The 15,385-nt window shown below is 49.1% G+C and carries 19 protein-coding genes; 9 read left to right on the top strand and 10 right to left on the bottom strand.

The window, feature by feature from the left end:
- Positions 1-2: 2 nt before the first annotated feature.
- Positions 3-251, bottom strand: coding sequence for a membrane protein insertion efficiency factor YidD (yidD, locus tag AC5JLP_RS18580; RefSeq protein ID WP_496069429.1), 249 nt, complete (start codon positions 249-251; stop codon positions 3-5).
- Between the two features lie 118 nt (positions 252-369).
- On the opposite strand from yidD (AC5JLP_RS18580), the gene AC5JLP_RS18575 reads away from it, so the two are divergent.
- Both AC5JLP_RS18575 and AC5JLP_RS18570 read left to right on the top strand, forming a co-directional pair.
- Positions 370-636, top strand: coding sequence for a UPF0175 family protein (locus AC5JLP_RS18575; protein WP_496069428.1), 267 nt, complete (start codon positions 370-372; stop codon positions 634-636).
- Positions 633-1,103, top strand: coding sequence for a PIN domain-containing protein (locus tag AC5JLP_RS18570; RefSeq protein WP_496069427.1), 471 nt, complete (start codon positions 633-635; stop codon positions 1,101-1,103). The genes AC5JLP_RS18575 and AC5JLP_RS18570 overlap by 4 nt, the downstream gene beginning before the upstream one ends.
- On the opposite strand, the gene yidD (AC5JLP_RS18565) is transcribed toward AC5JLP_RS18570, so the two are convergent.
- Together yidD (AC5JLP_RS18565) and AC5JLP_RS18560 are read right to left on the bottom strand one after the other, a co-directional pair.
- Positions 1,100-1,279 carry a membrane protein insertion efficiency factor YidD gene (yidD, locus tag AC5JLP_RS18565; RefSeq protein WP_496069426.1) on the bottom strand — a complete coding sequence of 60 codons (180 nt, stop codon included), beginning with the start codon at positions 1,277-1,279 and terminating at the stop codon, positions 1,100-1,102. The two genes, AC5JLP_RS18570 and yidD (AC5JLP_RS18565), sit on opposite strands and share 4 nt — an antisense overlap.
- A gap of 432 nt (positions 1,280-1,711) precedes the next feature.
- A complete protein-coding gene (locus AC5JLP_RS18560; protein ID WP_496069425.1) occupies positions 1,712-1,861 on the bottom strand; it encodes a hypothetical protein in 150 nt (49 codons plus the stop codon).
- 275 nt (positions 1,862-2,136) lie between these two features.
- On the opposite strand from AC5JLP_RS18560, the gene AC5JLP_RS18555 reads away from it, so the two are divergent.
- Together AC5JLP_RS18555 and AC5JLP_RS18550 are read left to right on the top strand one after the other, a co-directional pair.
- Positions 2,137-3,429, top strand: a complete 1,293-nt coding sequence (locus AC5JLP_RS18555; protein ID WP_496069424.1) for a lipid-A-disaccharide synthase-related protein — start codon at positions 2,137-2,139, stop codon at positions 3,427-3,429.
- Between the two features lie 57 nt (positions 3,430-3,486).
- Entirely contained in the window at positions 3,487-3,849 is a 363-nt protein-coding gene (locus AC5JLP_RS18550) for a VOC family protein (protein ID WP_496069423.1), read from the top strand.
- 180 nt (positions 3,850-4,029) lie between these two features.
- Here AC5JLP_RS18550 and AC5JLP_RS18545 read toward each other — a convergent pair whose 3' ends face one another.
- Complete coding sequence (locus AC5JLP_RS18545; RefSeq protein ID WP_496069422.1) at positions 4,030-4,902, bottom strand: S-methyl-5'-thioadenosine phosphorylase; 873 nt, start codon at positions 4,900-4,902, stop codon at positions 4,030-4,032.
- 100 nt (positions 4,903-5,002) lie between these two features.
- Between AC5JLP_RS18545 and AC5JLP_RS18540 the strand changes: the two genes are divergently transcribed.
- Positions 5,003-5,668 carry an endonuclease III domain-containing protein gene (locus AC5JLP_RS18540; RefSeq protein WP_496069421.1) on the top strand — a complete coding sequence of 222 codons (666 nt, stop codon included), beginning with the start codon at positions 5,003-5,005 and terminating at the stop codon, positions 5,666-5,668.
- A gap of 231 nt (positions 5,669-5,899) precedes the next feature.
- On the opposite strand, the gene AC5JLP_RS18535 is transcribed toward AC5JLP_RS18540, so the two are convergent.
- Positions 5,900-6,373 (bottom strand): protein tyrosine phosphatase family protein, encoded by a 474-nt coding sequence (locus tag AC5JLP_RS18535; protein ID WP_496069420.1) that lies wholly within the window; start codon positions 6,371-6,373, stop codon positions 5,900-5,902.
- A 366-nt stretch (positions 6,374-6,739) separates the two neighbouring features.
- Here AC5JLP_RS18535 and AC5JLP_RS18530 point away from each other — a divergent pair, with 366 nt between their 5' ends.
- Together AC5JLP_RS18530 and AC5JLP_RS18525 are read left to right on the top strand one after the other, a co-directional pair.
- Complete coding sequence (locus AC5JLP_RS18530; RefSeq protein WP_496069419.1) at positions 6,740-7,441, top strand: exonuclease; 702 nt, start codon at positions 6,740-6,742, stop codon at positions 7,439-7,441.
- A gap of 75 nt (positions 7,442-7,516) precedes the next feature.
- The gene (locus AC5JLP_RS18525) at positions 7,517-7,852 is read left to right on the top strand and encodes an MGMT family protein (protein WP_496069418.1); all 336 of its coding nucleotides are present in this window, start codon (positions 7,517-7,519) and stop codon (positions 7,850-7,852) included.
- Positions 7,853-7,996: 144 nt separating this feature from the next.
- Here the strand turns inward: AC5JLP_RS18525 and AC5JLP_RS18520 are convergent, their stop codons facing one another.
- Together AC5JLP_RS18520 and AC5JLP_RS18515 are read right to left on the bottom strand one after the other, a co-directional pair.
- Positions 7,997-8,785 carry a class I SAM-dependent methyltransferase gene (locus AC5JLP_RS18520; RefSeq protein WP_496069417.1) on the bottom strand — a complete coding sequence of 263 codons (789 nt, stop codon included), beginning with the start codon at positions 8,783-8,785 and terminating at the stop codon, positions 7,997-7,999.
- Positions 8,786-8,989: 204 nt separating this feature from the next.
- The gene (locus tag AC5JLP_RS18515) at positions 8,990-9,940 is read right to left on the bottom strand and encodes a ferritin-like domain-containing protein (RefSeq protein WP_496069416.1); all 951 of its coding nucleotides are present in this window, start codon (positions 9,938-9,940) and stop codon (positions 8,990-8,992) included.
- A gap of 116 nt (positions 9,941-10,056) precedes the next feature.
- On the opposite strand from AC5JLP_RS18515, the gene AC5JLP_RS18510 reads away from it, so the two are divergent.
- Positions 10,057-10,440 carry a hypothetical protein gene (locus AC5JLP_RS18510; protein WP_496069415.1) on the top strand — a complete coding sequence of 128 codons (384 nt, stop codon included), beginning with the start codon at positions 10,057-10,059 and terminating at the stop codon, positions 10,438-10,440.
- A gap of 61 nt (positions 10,441-10,501) precedes the next feature.
- Here the strand turns inward: AC5JLP_RS18510 and AC5JLP_RS18505 are convergent, their stop codons facing one another.
- Positions 10,502-10,711 carry a hypothetical protein gene (locus AC5JLP_RS18505; protein ID WP_496069414.1) on the bottom strand — a complete coding sequence of 70 codons (210 nt, stop codon included), beginning with the start codon at positions 10,709-10,711 and terminating at the stop codon, positions 10,502-10,504.
- Positions 10,712-10,804: 93 nt separating this feature from the next.
- Positions 10,805-12,565 (bottom strand): arginine--tRNA ligase, encoded by a 1,761-nt coding sequence (gene argS / locus AC5JLP_RS18500; RefSeq protein ID WP_496069413.1) that lies wholly within the window; start codon positions 12,563-12,565, stop codon positions 10,805-10,807.
- Between the two features lie 505 nt (positions 12,566-13,070).
- Between argS and AC5JLP_RS18495 the strand changes: the two genes are divergently transcribed.
- Complete coding sequence (locus tag AC5JLP_RS18495; protein WP_496069412.1) at positions 13,071-13,925, top strand: C39 family peptidase; 855 nt, start codon at positions 13,071-13,073, stop codon at positions 13,923-13,925.
- 9 nt (positions 13,926-13,934) lie between these two features.
- Here AC5JLP_RS18495 and nadC read toward each other — a convergent pair whose 3' ends face one another.
- Positions 13,935-14,810 carry a carboxylating nicotinate-nucleotide diphosphorylase gene (gene nadC / locus AC5JLP_RS18490; protein WP_496069411.1) on the bottom strand — a complete coding sequence of 292 codons (876 nt, stop codon included), beginning with the start codon at positions 14,808-14,810 and terminating at the stop codon, positions 13,935-13,937.
- Positions 14,811-15,385: the final 575 nt, after the last annotated feature.

Below are 15,385 nucleotides of genomic sequence, written 5' to 3'. Positions count from 1 at the left end.
AGTTACGGCTTGTCCCCTTCCAAATGCTCGGATTGAACCTTTGACGGTACAGGATCATAACCGCCAGGGTGGAACGGATGACAACGACAAATGCGTCGTGTGGCTAACCAACTGCCTTGCAAAACACCAAAGCGATCGACGGCTTCCAGCGCGTACTGCGAACACGTTGGTTGAAACCGACACGCTGGTGGCAACCACGGCGAAAGAAACATCCTGTAGCCGCGAATTAGTCCTATCAATAAGAGTTTCATACTGCCAGTTTATCGCGGTGAAGAGTAACCGACTACCGCTGGTCTGTTTGCATGACTGCCTTGTTGAGTTGCGATCGCCTACGATAGATTCAAGCGTAAACCTGATGAAAATTGCTCTATGCAGGTCACAATTGACATTCCAGATGACGTTGCCCAGCGACTAGATCTAGGAGGGGGGACTCTTTCCCGACGGCTCCTGGAGGTAATTATTGCGGATGCTTACCGCTGTGGAAAAGTGAGTACTGCTGAAGTGCGCCAGATACTGCAACTACCTTCTCGCCTTGAAACGCACGCTTTTTTGAGGCAGATGGGGGTTTACCTGAACTACGACGAAGCTGAACTAGACCGCGATCTGCAAACTCTCAAAGCGTTTAGAGCACAGTGATCGTCGTTTCTGATACGTCACCGCTCTGCTACTTGCGGTTAATTAACCAGATTGATGTACTCCAAGCTTTATACGGAGTTGTCATCATTCCTCAAGCGGTTGCAAAAGAACTGAGCGCGCCTAAAACACCGTCTGTTGTGAAAGATTGGCTTGCTGTTCCTCCAAATTGGCTACAGATACAGGTTGCTGTGCTGCCTCAGAGTGATGCATTGAAGCTGCTCGATCCCGGTGAGCGAGAGGCAATTTTACTTGCCGAGCAGTTGAAAGCTGATTTGGTAATTTTGGACGACAAAGCCGCAAGACAAATGGCACGAGAACGAGGATTAACTGTGATTGGACTTCTAGGTATTGTAAAAAGTGCTGCCAGAAGCAACTTACTGGATTTAGAGACAACCTTTGCACAGTTGAGGGAGGTTGGCTTTTGGGTTGCACCAAGCCTGCTGGAGCGATTGTTAACTGAAGATTAGCCACTAGAATGCAACGGACGATCGCGACAAAAGCACCAAACAAGTAACCACCTGCCGTGTGACGTACCACAGCGATCGACCGCTTCCAGCGCATACTGCGAACACGTTGGCTGAAATCGGCACGCTGGCGGTAACCAAGGCGGAAGCAACGTCTGGTAGTCGCGAATTAACTCCATAAGCAATATTTTTATGCAAGTAGCTTATCGCTTTAAAAATCGGAGAGGTAGCAGAACAACTCCTTTTTAAGTTACTGTCCCCTACTTCACTTTTGTAGCTAATCACTTTAACTATCTCAAGGCTCCGGTTCTACATCTTCAGGCTTTTGAGTTTCGGCTACAGTCTCCGCATCTTCAAGTTTTAGTTCTACATCTTCAGGCTTTGGTTCTACATCTTCAGGCTTTGTGATTTCAGGTTCCGGTTCTACATCTTCAGGCTTTTGAGTTTCGGCTGTGAGATCTTGTTTTTGGGCTTCGGCTGCAATAGTTTGTAAATACCAAACCCGACTGCACCTACAGCAACAGCAGGTAGGGCGGCAGATACAGCGAGAACTGTAACCCCACCAGCCATACCAGCACTGCTAGCAGCAAGAGCACCGCCACCTAAAGTTGCTAAAGCAGAACTTGTAGCTGCGGCTCCGTATATACCAGCGGCATTTGCAGCGGCGATTGCGCCTCCATAGACCTAGAAGCTGTTACGACACCTGTAGCAGCACCAGCAACTCCAGCAGCACCAGCAGCAACTGCATCACCACTCTTCATAGCGTTTGACTCCTAAAGTTTTATTGTTGACACTAAAAAGAATCTAACCCTGCCTAAACTAGGCTTGTTCAAAATTATACTTGCGCTATTTTTTCAACTAACAGGGTGTGTCTACCGTGCATCACCTCTCTAAGTGCTAATCAATAGCTTTGCGACCAAGCCCCTATGGAGACTTCAAGTGGCTCAATAAGTCATTAATCATGATGGGCACTAATCCATCCGTTGGTCGTCTATCTGCCCTATTCTAGCCATCAGTCCTCAGTCTTCAGCTTCTCATGCGTGTACTCTGTCTTAGCAATGGTCATGGTGAAGATGCGATCGCCCTCCGCATCTTGCGCGAACTTCAGCAACAGCCAAACCCACCAGCACTGGCAGCGTTACCGATCGTGGGTGAAGGTCATGCCTATATCGACAACGGCATTCCTCGCATCGGTTCTGTCAAAACCATGCCGTCTGGTGGCTTCATTTACCAGGACGGGCGACAACTTGCGCGTGACATCCGGGGCGGCTTACTCCAACTCACCCTCGCTCAACTTCGCGCCATCAAAGCCTGGGCACAAGAAGCCGCTACCCCCACACCCCACACCCCACACCCCACACACCCCCTCATCCTCGCAGTTGGCGATATCGTCCCCCTCCTCTTCGCCCGTCTCAGTGGGCTTCCTTACGCGTTTGTGGGTACGGCAAAGTCAGAATACTATCTGCGCGATGAGTGTGGCTGGTTGCCGCGTGACTCCTGGTGGGACGATCGCCTCGAACGCTGGACAGGCTGTATCTATCATCCGTGGGAACGCTGGTTGATGTGCCATCCCCACTGTAAAGCGGTGTTTCCTAGAGACACAATTACCGCAATGAGCCTCAAGCGACGTGACATTCCAGCGTTTGACATGGGAAACCCGATGATGGATGGGCTGGATTGGAGGGATCAAAGTAGAGGGATGAAAGATGAAACAAGCAACTCATCCCTCATCCCTCATCCCTCATCCCTCACGATCGCCCTTCTTCCCGGTTCGCGCCCACCGGAAGCCTATGCCAACTGGGATACGATCCTGCAAGCGGTGAATGGGATGATTGCTCGGATGCCTCGACCGTTGACGTTTTTAGCGGCGATCGCACCTGGTCTGGAAGTAGACGTGCTTCACCAAGCATTGATGGCGTATCGCTGGCAGCAGGTGACAGAAGAGATGTATACAGTTGGGTTGGGCAATCGCAAAGCGACGTTAGTGTTGGCGCAGCGGCGGTTTGCGGAGTGTTTGCATCGAGCGGATGTGGCGATCGCAATGGCTGGCACCGCAACAGAGCAGTTTGTGGGATTGGGTAAACCTGCAATCATCATTCCCGGCAAAGGCCCGCAGTTTACGCCTCGTTTTGCCGAAGCGCAAACCCGGTTGCTGGGTGCGTCCGTCCTGTTGGTCAAGGAACCCGATCGCGTCGCCGCTGTGATTCAATCCCTGCTGCAAAATCCTGATGCGCTGCAAACGATCGCCGAAAACGGTCGTCGTCGTATGGGTGCACCTGGAGCGGCTAAACGCATTGCAGACTGTGTTATGGAGATTATAGGCAGCTAGAAGCGTTGCCATGATGAGTTCCGGTATCCTGAAGATGCCCTCCTGTTGAGCAAGCCTATGAACATTACTCGCTGCCTTCACGCTGCACTGTTGGTTTCAGACCTGGAGCGATCGGAGCATTTTTATGGCACAGTGCTGGGGTTAGAGAAAGTCGATCGCGCCCTCCGCTTCCCCGGTGCGTGGTATGAAGTTGCTGGCTTTCAGATTCATCTGATGACCGCTGACCCGTTAGCTAACGAGTTATACAACACCGAAAAATGGGGACGTAACCGACATCTCGCGTTCTCGGTTGCCAATTTAGAAGCGGCGAAAGAACAACTTGTCAGCAACAACTGCCCCACTCAAATGAGTGCGTCTGGTCGTGCGGCACTGTTTACCCAAGACCCTGATGGCAATGTGATTGAGTTGGGGGAATTGTGAACCAACTCGTTATCGCAAAGGCAGAGGGCAGGAGACAGAAGGGAAACCCCTGTCCATCAGTGCGTTTGAGCCTACGGTGTACCCTGAACAACATGCATACTGCCACAGGAGAATCGGTCAAGCAAAATTCTGACTCCTGACTCCTGCCAACTTGCCGCTTGCGAAACGCTACGTCTGCCGTTACAAGTACTTTTGAAGCAGCAAACTGAGCTTTGCTTTTGTTGCGTCCGCAACTTTATCCAATGGTGTGAGGATGGCGTACTTGAGGGCAGAATGGGCTTCTGATGTGGGTGGATTCTCAGTCAGACGGCGCACCGTTTCTTGAATCACTTTTTGAGCGTTGACGGCATTCCGCTGAAGGTTGGCGATGACCAGATCGACTGTAACACTGTCATGGTCTGGATGCCAGCAGTCGTAATCAGTGACGAGCGCTAACGTGGCGTAGGCGATTTCGGCTTCTCTTGCCAGCTTTGCTTCTGGCAGGTTGGTCATACCAATAATGGTTGCGCCCCAACTGCGATACAGGTTGGATTCGGCTTTGGTCGAAAAGGCGGGGCCTTCCATGCAAACGTAGGTGCCACCGCGATGGAGGGCGACATCGGTGAGATTAAGGCTAGCGACCGCATCGGCTAGAACAGTTGCCAGGTTGTGACAAACGGGATCGCCAAAGGCAATATGGGCCACAATGCCATCCCCAAAGAAGGTGGAGATCCGGTTTTTAGTCCGATCGATAAACTGATCCGGAACTACCATGTCTAATGGCTTGGCTTCTTGCTTGAGCGAGCCAACGGCTGATGCAGAGATCAAATACTGCACACCCAGGCTTTTCATCGCGTAAATATTGGCGCGAAACGGCAGTTCTGAGGGCGTGAGATGGTGATTTCTGCCATGCCGCGCCAGAAATGCCACCCGTGTACCGTCGATCGTCCCCAGAATGATGGCATCAGACGGTTTGCCAAAAGGCGTGTCGATCGTCACTTCTTCCACCTCTTTCAGCGCCTCCATTTTGTAGAGTCCGCTGCCGCCAATAATGCCGATCGCTGCCTGAGACATAGTGGTTTCGTTAGGTTGGTCGTAGATATTCTACCTGTTGAAGGAAGTCTAAAGGCGAAAGGATGAAGGATAAAAAGTGTAACCCTTCGTTTTTAGCCGTTTGAATCAGCAACTCTTTGATATTGATCAGGCAATGATCTGGCTCCGAGAAGCAGTGCGACCGTTTCCGAAAGCGGCGATGTTTGCGCTGGCAGAACTGGGCTACACGTCTCCGTTTGAGCAGTTGATTGCCTGTATCATCTCCATTCGCACACGGGATGAAACGTCACTTCCGGTTGCCATCAAGCTATTCGATCGTGCCCGCACACCAGCCGCAATGGTGCGCCTCACCACAGAAGAGATTGAAGATCTGATTTGTGATTCCACTTTTCATGAGCCGAAGGCATCCCAAATTTGGACGATCGCTCGTCACATTGTCGATACCTATGGTGACGAACTTCCATGCGACTTTGACACGCTCGTCTCGTTTGCAGGTGTTGGCCCCAAGTGTGCCAATCTAACGCTAGGTATTGCTTGCAAGCAGCCATCTATCAGCGTAGACATCCACGTGCATCGCGTTACAAACCGCTGGGGCTACGTGCAAACGCGCAACCCCGAAAAAACATTGAAAGCCCTGGAAGCGAAGTTGCCTCAGCGCTACTGGATCGAAATTAATGAACGTTTAGTGCCGTTTGGCAAACACATCTGCACTGGAGATTTACCCCGTTGTTCGACTTGTCCACTGCTTGAGATGTGCCAGCAAGTAGGTGTACAAAACCATCGTTAGGAAATGGGGAATGGGGAATGGGGAATGGGGAATGGGGAGTAGGGAGTGGAATGAATCCATGAACTCGATCAGAAAGCGGGAATCTTGGGAACTAGAATTAAACAAACATTGAAGATCATCGTAGAGACGCAAAGAACGCCAAAACCTGGCTCTGTTGCGCATGCGTCTCGGCGGCTAATCATGCGTAAGGCAGTGGATTTAAGGCGTGATGCAATACTGAGTCCTCATTCACTAGTTCGCGATCGCAGCTGTTTGAGCGTGGCTGTTCACGTACTGCATAAAGCGTTGCTTTAACTGAGGATTAATGCACGCGTAGTCGAAAAAATCAAACCCAAGCTGTCGCGCTTTTGCCAGGGTTTGCTCTGAGGTTAACCCTTCCTGAATGGCAATACTCAAAATAGCGATCGAGGCTGAGCGAAACCCAGCCGCACAATGCACGATCGCGGGTTTAGGAATATGTTCCAACTGGTTGAGAATTGCAGTGATCAAGTCTTCGTCGATCGCTTCTAACTTCAACGGCATATGCACGTAATGCAGCCCTAACGCCTCTACAAGCTGCTGTTCATCTTTTGCGAAACCTAGCTCGTCGGGCGATCGTAGGTTAAGAACCGACTTAAACCCTTCCTGAATTGCTTGTTTAAGTTGGTCTGGTTGTACTTGTCCGGTTACGGTCAACTTCTCACTGACTTGTCTTACGTTCTTCACAGTCACTCCTTTGGACATTCTGCCTTCCGGCGATCGCGCTAATACTTCGCCAAACAACCGCCGAGACGCGATGAATCGGCAACATGTTGCAAAAATACTCAACCTGGTCATCAAGCTGTACTAGCGTTCGAGGTCAGCCGTATTGATGTTTCAAGATAATAGACGGTAAATCTATCGGTGAACAGTAGATTAAGAATAGATTATGAAAAAAGTCAATTAAATAACTGCGATTTATGTTTTAGTTGCCAACGGTTGCTGCTTTTTCTAGCCGTTCGCCCTGTGTTACTGCGGCTAGTGGCGTTTGGTGAAACAGTACAGAAGGACTACAATCCAGACAGGTCAACTTAACGCCATTCTTGCAACGCTATGTCTGATTCTCAGAAACTTCCGGTGCTCAGTGCTAAGCAAGAGCGGCAGAACGGTAGACAGTATTATGTGAACGATCGCGGCGATCGCTTGCCCAGCGTCAGCACAATTCTCAACGCCACGCGATCGCAACAGAAGCGAGATGCCCTAGCTCATTGGAAAGAACGGGTGGGTACTGAGGAAGCGGCTCGTATCAGCGGTACAGCAAGTCGGCGTGGCACTGGGACACATAAACAGGTACAGCGTTATCTGCAAGGGGAAGTTGTGTCCTGTCCTGATGGCATTAAACCGTATTGGGAAAGCATCAAACCCGTGATTTTAGCGGTGGATGAGGTGCGGCTCGTCGAAGGCACCGTCTTTCATCATGACCTTGGCTATGCCGGAAAAGTCGATTGTATCGCCAGCTATGACGGCATTGCGTGCCTGTGCGAATGGAAAACCGCCGATCGCCCCAAACAATCCTTAGAGCGTCTGAACGATTACCCTCTACAAGTGGTTGCTTACTGGGGTGCTGTCCAGCATACCTATCACGACTATGACTTGAATTTGCATCATGCGCTGCTGGCGATCGCCATTCCCGATCGTCCCGCCGAAGTCTTCTGGTTCGATTTAGACACGATCGCGCACTACTGGCAGCAGTGGGAAGAGCGAGTGGCGATCTTCTGGCGACGGCAAGGAGGAAGAGAGAAGTATGAAGGCTAAAGTATAAAGGATAAAATTTTTAGCCTTCATCCTTTAGCCTTTAGCCTTTCTTTTAGCCTTTAGCCTTTCTTCTCCATGTCTTCCTACGAAGCAATCTATACGATCGTGCAGCAAATTCCTTACGGTCAAGTGGCGACCTATGGACAGATTGCAGAACTCGCCAATTTGCCAGGACGAGCGCGATTGGTGGGCTACGCACTGTTTCGGGTTGCGCCAGAGGCAGATATTCCCTGGCATCGCGTGATTAATGCGAAGGGCGAGATTTCTGAGTCACCTGTGCGGTATGGCAGCGATTATTTACAGCGATCGCTCCTCGAAGCCGAAGGTATCGAGTTCAACACTCAAGGACGCATCAACCTCCGCACCTATCGATGGCGAGGGGCGATCGAGGCTGACCCAAATAGCCAATAGCTGTTAACGTTCCTGCCCATCGGACGCAGATGACGCTTATACTTCAACAACAGTTTAGTTTGTTCTACTTCAGCAGGATTGTCATATAGCGATTCAGCACACGACATCGACGACTTAACTATTACTCGTTTTAGAATAAATTGCTTATTTGAAAAGACGAAAATGGGCAACCTTCAGTAGTTTCTGTTTTCCACCGACTAAATACGGAAGAAATCTCATAATTCCTTGTCGCTCCTTGTAGTAGTCATAACAGAAATACTCTTTGATGAGCTTAATCCCTGAACTCCAGGTTTCCATCTCGCTACAATCATTAATTCCCCACTGAAATCGACCACCAGGAACGGCTTTAGAGCGAAAAAATTGAGTGCTCTTTAAAATAAATTTACCAATGACTTCTATTACAATTTCTGAATTTGGAAATCTCTGTTGTAGCGAAAAAATGACTTGCTTAACCTCAGCTTCTGTCAGATATAGGAATATCCCTTCGGCTACAAACAATACTGCTCGCCCTGCCTCAGAAATTTGATTCATCCAGCTTAAATCTGTAACGACCGAAGCAATGAAGTGATTACGTTGCGATTCTCCGACCAGTTGACTCCAAAATAGTTCAACGTATGGAGCATCAACGCAAAACCACTCAGCCCGATTGTTATCCATTAAAAGTGGTCGAGTAGCAAGTCCACCTCCAAGTATGACGATGGCTGCATTGGGATGTTGCTGTAAAAACTGTTTAACAATATCATCGACAATCAATGTATGTATTGCAATACCAAACTGAATCGCCCAATCATCTACAACCAAGCAATTAGGTGACATCTGCTCTACAATTTTGACTGCTAGAGAGTCTTTGATGATGCCGTTGGGTCGCTGTGTTTCTTTAGCACGGAAGTAAACAGGACTGAATAAATCTTCTGGAACGTTTTCTACCTTCATTCTTTCCCCAGACTCTAAAAAGAGTTGTAGATTTTATGCTCTATCAATATCTCCCAATCACTATAATTTTGAACGTTCCATAAGAATCCTCAAAAGGCTTTTATTACTTGTGCACTGAGCCGCTTAACTGCTATTCGACGTTACGGACTTCCCTTACTCAAAGCTCTAAAGCCATAAATGCCACAATTCTGCTCAACTCAAACCTCAAAACCTCTCCCCAAACAGCCCTTCCAAATACTCCGGTGTTAGACTGTTGCTCCAACTCCACAAGCGTTGCAAGATTCGAGTGCATGTGTAGGCGAAGGTGGCGCGGTTTGTCCACATCCAATCTTGCCAGTGGAGAACGCCTGTCATGCGCTGTAAGGTGCCAATGAGACTGCTGCGATCGCGGCTGTAGGATGGCTTTTTAGTTGTTTGTAGCAGAGTGCGACAAAGTTGCAGTGGCGACGTTTCAGGGTACGCCCACAGACCAAATCCCCAGAATTTTGTCATATGGTTGATTTCGTCCCGCGTCAGTTCTTTCAGTACAGCCTGTAACGCTCCAGTCGTATGTGCCATCAGCCAAAGATAGAGACAGGTTGCGCCATATTCAGTGGCAATGCGATGCAATCCGTGACGATAGAGCGCTATGCGGGGATCGCCAGATGGCTGGTACGATCGCGCTTCGTGGGGAGTGGGAGTAATTTTCTCACCTGTAAGCTGAGCATAGATTTTGAGCAGTGCTGGAGTATGCTGGCGTTCTTCTTTCTCCCACAAACCAGGTTCTAGCAGTGACCCGTCCGCCGCGATCGTGCCTCCTACAAAGCGTGCAAGCTGAGGATGCAGGGCTTCCAAGTATTGCCGACTGGTCTGGGTGTATTGCCGAATGGGAGCTTCAGTCTCGATCGCCCCAACAAGAATTGCCAAAAAGACATCAGGATCAATGCCCACAATTTGCTGACGCTCGATCGCATGCCAATTGATGGACTGCCAGGGGCGGGGTTGTGGATTGGCAAATTGAATGGGTAATTCTTGCAGGCGATCGTAGAGATGTTCGGTAGAAAGGTAGTGGTCAATGAGCGATCGAAGCTGACGTTGAAGTTGAAAGTAGTTTGGATACGAATCGGGCTTGCTTACAGTCGTTGTGTACTTATTCAGCGACGATGTATCAGTCATAGTTTTTTCGCCTACGTCAAACGATGAATGCGGATTGGTTGTAACCCTGACTTTGGATAAACAGACGTAGATGCGGCGTTTGATCTAAGATCAACGTGGTTCAACAGGATTCCGCAATGAAAGCTCTGATTTTGCGTAGTTTCGTTGGTTTGCTGGTTGGGATCGCTACGACAGAAGCGGTGAGCGCCCAAATGTCTCCCAGCCGTGCTAGTTCCAGTAACAGTGGCAATTTGCTCAATTACCCATCCGGCACACGGATTTATCAGGGCGGCGCGATCGTGACCCCTACGGGAACGGTTGTTAATCCCAGCGTTACCGTTCCAGGTGCAAACGGTTCCAACACCTATTACTACCCAGATGGCAGCCGCATCACAACGAATGGTAGAGCGATTAATGCTTCTGGTAGTTTCCTGGTTCCTAACAGCCCTAACGGCGGGCTAAGAAACTCAACGGCGAAACCGATCCAACCTTTCTCTCCTAACCGTTTGAATCAACGCTAAAGTGAAGGGCGCTCGCGCTGTTCATCACTATAGCCTCTTACAATAAGAACGATGTATGGCTTTACGGCGCTTGCTCGTTGCTAAAGCGATCGCGCAGAATGGCTTTTAACTCAGCGATTCCTTCCGCATTGGCAGCAATTTGCTGTGCATTCACCTGCTGCTGTCTCGCGATCACTAAGAGAATGGCATCAATCTGAGCAATGGCGCGGCTGTGTTCCGCAACTGTTTGCTCAAGTGAGCGATCGGGTTGGCTATGTGATTGGTCAGTCATCGATCGTCTCCGTTATCTGACTTGATGCTGTCTTTGATCGTTTGCCTTCTTTTAGCTTTCTTTCCCGACTCCCGACTCCCGACTTCCTCATCTTTACATTCGTTCCAACACTGGAATGCCCAGGAGAGAAAGTCCCAGTTTCAATGTCCGTGCTGTTAAGTCAGCCAGAATCAGCCGTGAGGTTCGCAATGGTTCCTCTGCATCCAAAATTGGACACTGCTCATAGAACCGATTGAACTTCTGGCTTAACTCGAAGAGATACTGACAAAGGCGATTTGGTAGTAAATCCTGATCAATCTGTGCCAGAATTTCATCCAATTGCAGTATGTGTTTTGCCAGCGTTAGCTCCGATTCATCTTGCAGCACGATCGCAGCATTAGCTCCCAACTGCTCAAAATCGATCTGACCTTTACGGCTAATCCCTTGAGGGCGGACATACGCATAAAGCATGTAGACCGCTGTGTTGCCCTGTAATGACAGCATTTTGTCATAGCTGAAAACGTAGTTGCTCATACGATTTTGGCTTAGGTCAGCGTATTTGATCGCACTAATCCCGATCACCTGAGAAACATGGGCAATAAATTCCTCCGTTTCTTGACGACCTTCTTCCTTCAGTCGCGCTTCAAGGTCAGCACGGGCATGAGCGATCGCTTCATCCAGCAAATCCTGAAGCCGAACCGCTTCACCCGATCGCGTCTTCAATTTTTTGTTGTCTTCGCCCAGCACTAGACCAAATGGCGCGTGAATGAATTCCACTGTCTCTGTAATCCAGCCTGCCCGTCGCCCAACCTGGAAAATTTGAGCAAAATGATTGGTTTGCTCCATCCCAACTGGGTAGATCACCCGTTGTACTTTGTCCTCTTTCACCCGATAGCGAATGGCAGCTAAATCCGTTGTTGCATAGTTGTAGCCACCATCCGACTTTTGCACAATTAGCGGTAGTGGCTTACCTTGCTTATTGGTAAACCCTTCCAGAAACACGCATTGTGCGCCGTCATCCTCCACCAATAGTTCCGTTGCCTTCAGATCTTCAACCACGCTTTCCAATAGAGGATTGTAAAACGACTCCCCCCGCTCAAGGACGTGAGCAATGCTCATCAGATCATAGATGACGCGGTAGGAACGGCTGGATAGTTCACACACAATTTTCCAGGCACGCAACGTTTCCGCATCGCCAGCCTGAAGCTGTACGACAGACAACCGCGCCGCTTCACGAAACTCTTCATCCGCATCAAACCGCTGTTTCGCCTGCCGATAAAACGTGGACAGATCGCCCAAATCGAGAGACTCATTTGCTGTCAACGCTTCAGGATAAGCTTCGCGTAGATAAGCAATCAGCATCCCAAAGGGGGTTCCCCAGTCGCCTACGTGACTAATGCGTAAAACATCATGCCCGATAAACTTTAGAATGCTAGCAAGACAGTCTCCAATGATGGCTGGGCGCAAATGCCCAACATGCATCTCTTTCGCAATGTTGGGACTGGGATAATCCACAATCACGCGCTGTGGTTGGTCGATCGGTGCCACTCCCAACCGCGGATCAGACTGAATCGCTTTGATCTGCGCTTCTAAATAGCTCGTTTTCAGCGTCAGGTTAATAAACCCGGGTCCTGCAACCGTTGGCGTTTCACATAGATCAGCCACATCAAGCTGCTGCACAACCTGCTCCGCAATCGCGCGCGGTGCTTTACCTAACGGTTTCGCCAGCGACAGTGACACATTCGCCTGATAATCACCAAATTTGGGATTGCTAGCGGGCACAAGAAGGGGATCAACCGATCCATAGTCAGCACCAAAGGCAGCAGTCAACGCTTGCTCGAAGCGGTCTTTCAATTGAGCGATCGTAAAATTCATAGAGAAGAAAACAGAATCTAAGCGCCAAACATGGCAATCTTCCCTCAGCGTACTCTGCTTGTACACTCGATCGCATTGTCCAATCGCATTTTTCGCCAATCACTTTCCCGTTTGTCCTTGTAAGAGCATGAGCTGGTATTGGTACGACCACGCACGCTCAGAAAGTCTAAACCTTCATTGTTGCTCAGCACGAAAACCAGGGAACGTTAAAGCAGCGGTTTCTATCAGCTAACCCTGAGTGGATGCGTCAAGCAATTAAACTTTAAGCTGTTCGCAACGATTAAAAGGCACTTCCTGATACGTTATAGAGATATGTGCGAGCTTCATCGTGCTTCTCTAAAAGAGTAATCGCACTTTACCTGAGCACTGCAAGAGTGTTGCATCGCTTCAAGCCAGCCTTTAATCAACTGCAAGTGCTGTACGTTCAAATTCACGCGCTAAAGAAACGGCAGTTTTTGAGTGGTTAATTGTTACAACTGAACGAGTCTATCGAAGGTCTATTATTATGCCAAAAGTAATTATCAAAGCTGACACCTTTCTCAAAAAACGAGTTTTAGGCGCAGCCGATTTAGCAGATGCTGAAAAGCTTTTCGTGACAAAAGGCAGCAGTTTTTTAGCGACTGAAGTGGCACCCGATCGCAACCAGCACGTTTTTCTCAAACCAGCCTCTCCCTTAACGGCTAAAGATGGTGTCACAAAGCTACAGACCGTCTACGCCTACGAACCGCACATTCAAATTGAAAGTGACGATGTACCCCAAAGCATCAAATTAAATGTCGCCTATGCCAGCCAGTTAGGAAACGAACAAATTGTTAGAGATGGGCAAGTTTGGTACGATTGGCGGCAATGCAATACCACTAGCAACACGATGCTGGCAAACTATTTGCTCAAGGGTGATTTGACAAATAAAGCCAAAGAACAACGATTTTCAGAACCGGAGTCGGTCTATATGAGAGTTGTGGCAAAGTATGGCGACACAACTGACCACGACGCTCAAACAAAAGCGCTAAAAGAATTAGGGATTGAATCCTATTTCAGCTACACTCTTTCTGCAAAAGATGTTTTGCTGTCCCTCAAAGCAGGTATTCCAGTCATCGCTGGCTTTGCTTACAAGTATTCCGGGCACATCTGCATCATTGTTGGACATGATCCTATCAATAAAGTCTGGCTCGTCCATGATCCCTATGGAACCCGTCACGGTGCAAGCGACAATTACGATATCGGCATTGGTGGCGCGTTTGATCCCTACAGCTACGACACGATGCAGCGTATTTTCTGGGATCAAGGTGGTGAAGCAGGCTGGGGCAGAATCGTCACCAGCATTAAAGGCAGTCCATCAGGGCTTCCAAATGGACTGTAAGCCGCTCGTCTAATGAGAACCTGTTACTCGCATACTGATATCTAGCCACGTCGATCGCGTGATAGGCGCACTGCTCGAAATATAGTCCACCCCCGTCTCCGCAACAGACCGAATCGTTTCTAGCGTGACATTACCAGACGCCTCAATTTTGACGCGATCGCTTGCCTCTCGGATGATTTGCACCGCTTCCTTCATCATTTCCAGGGACATATTGTCGAGCATGATAATGTCTGCTCTATGCTGTAGGGCTTCATTAACCTGTTCTAGACTCTCTGTTTCCACTTCGATCGTGAGTGGGTACGGCACCGCTTGACGAACAAGGGCAATTGCCGACCCAATTCCTCCAGCCGCAGCAATGTGATTGTCCTTAAGCATCACACCATCATCCAATCCCATCCGATGGTTCATCGCTCCGCCTACCTGGGTTGCATACTTCTCCAATACCCGCAACCCCGGCGTTGTCTTGCGCGTATCAACTAACTGCGCTGGCAAATCCTCAATCCGCTCTACATATTGATGCGTCAAAGTTGCGATCCCACTCAGTCGCATCGCTAGATTCAGCGCCACCCGTTCCCCTGTGAGCAACGCATCCAAAGCACCTTCGACTAGCGCGATCGTTTGCCCCTTCTCTACCACTTCTCCCTCAGCCACCTTCGCATCAAAGCGGATTTGCTCATTCAAAAGCTTGAAGACTCTAGCGGCGATCGGGAGTCCAGCAACCACGCCAGCTTCTTTCGCAACCCACTCCGCTCTATCGGTGGGCGCTTGATTAATAAACAGGGGAGAGGTCGAGCGATCGCCCCGCCCAATATCTTCCAGTAACCAACCTTGCAGCAGTTGATCTAACACTAGAAAGGGTGGCAAAACACCTATAGAAGTTTCCACTGGTCAGACCCTAGATGGTACAAAACGTACTCAACTATTATCTACCTGCCAAGCTACAGCAAACCCAGTTGTTGGTCTGAAGAATTTCCTACCATGCGTGACCAAAAGATCATACCTTACGCACTGATTGCCTGTATCTTCAGTTCAGCGATCACTTTTTGCTGTGCCACGATCACTGTCTCCTGTTACAAACAGAACTGCGGAAGTCTCTTCTCTCAGTTACCCCAACTTTTTACCCTTGCCTTCACTGTTAGGTTACTTCCTGAGCTTCTCAAATTTCCATTCGTCAGCTTTGCCCTCTATACAGTTGAACTGCAATTAAGATGGCAGGCACTAATAATCGGTATCACAGCGTTGGTACTACCCGAATTTCGTCTCTACTGTTACGCCTGGTCTCTGCCCTTACCTTTTGGCTAGCAAGAAATCTTCTTCCCATAGCGTGCGCTCACGTACATGCTTACACGCCAACCTACTTTAAAGTACCTGTGAGCCCCACACAGTAAGCCTCTTATCCGTTTTCAAAACTTTTTTTCTTCAACCGCTTGACACCTCATCATCATTCCCGTTATATTGGC

Source organism: Stenomitos rutilans (genome assembly GCF_059505485.1).
This window is presented reverse-complemented; position numbering and strand designations above follow the sequence as displayed.